Source organism: Arachidicoccus sp. (genome assembly GCF_050436765.1).
GTDB lineage: Bacteria > Bacteroidota > Bacteroidia > Chitinophagales > Chitinophagaceae > Arachidicoccus.
The window spans coordinates 1-338 of the sequence record NZ_JBNQGD010000206.1 but is presented as its reverse complement, the minus strand read 5'-3'; the positions used below and the strand labels follow the sequence as shown (position 1 = coordinate 338).

Sequence of the window (338 nt, the reverse complement as noted above, 5' to 3'; positions counted from 1 at the left end):
GCTAGACCGGTACCCGGGCAAATAGCGGTAACATCTCCGTCGGCTGTTATTTTACTTTCAATGCCTCTCCAACCATAATAGGCAACTTGTGCAAAATCTGATCGCAACCAACCGCGATTTACACCACGAGCAATAGCGTAGGTAAACATAGCCGAACAACTTGTTTCCAAATAAGAATCTGGCTTATCCAACAACTGGTGCCAAAGTCCGGTGCTACTTTGATATCGAGCCACCCCCGCAACATTTTGTTTAAAAAGCGTAATAAGTGCATTCCTTTGCGGATAGTCCTCGGGTAAAACAGAGAGCAAATCTGCTTGTGCCATCATGACCCATCCATT

Annotated in this window: 1 protein-coding gene; it reads right to left on the bottom strand. The window is 45.6% G+C overall.

What is annotated here, in order from left to right:
- Positions 1-338, bottom strand: a 338-nt coding sequence (locus tag ACQR30_RS09085; protein WP_429734240.1) for a glycoside hydrolase family 88 protein, incomplete at both ends; no start/stop codon positions are given.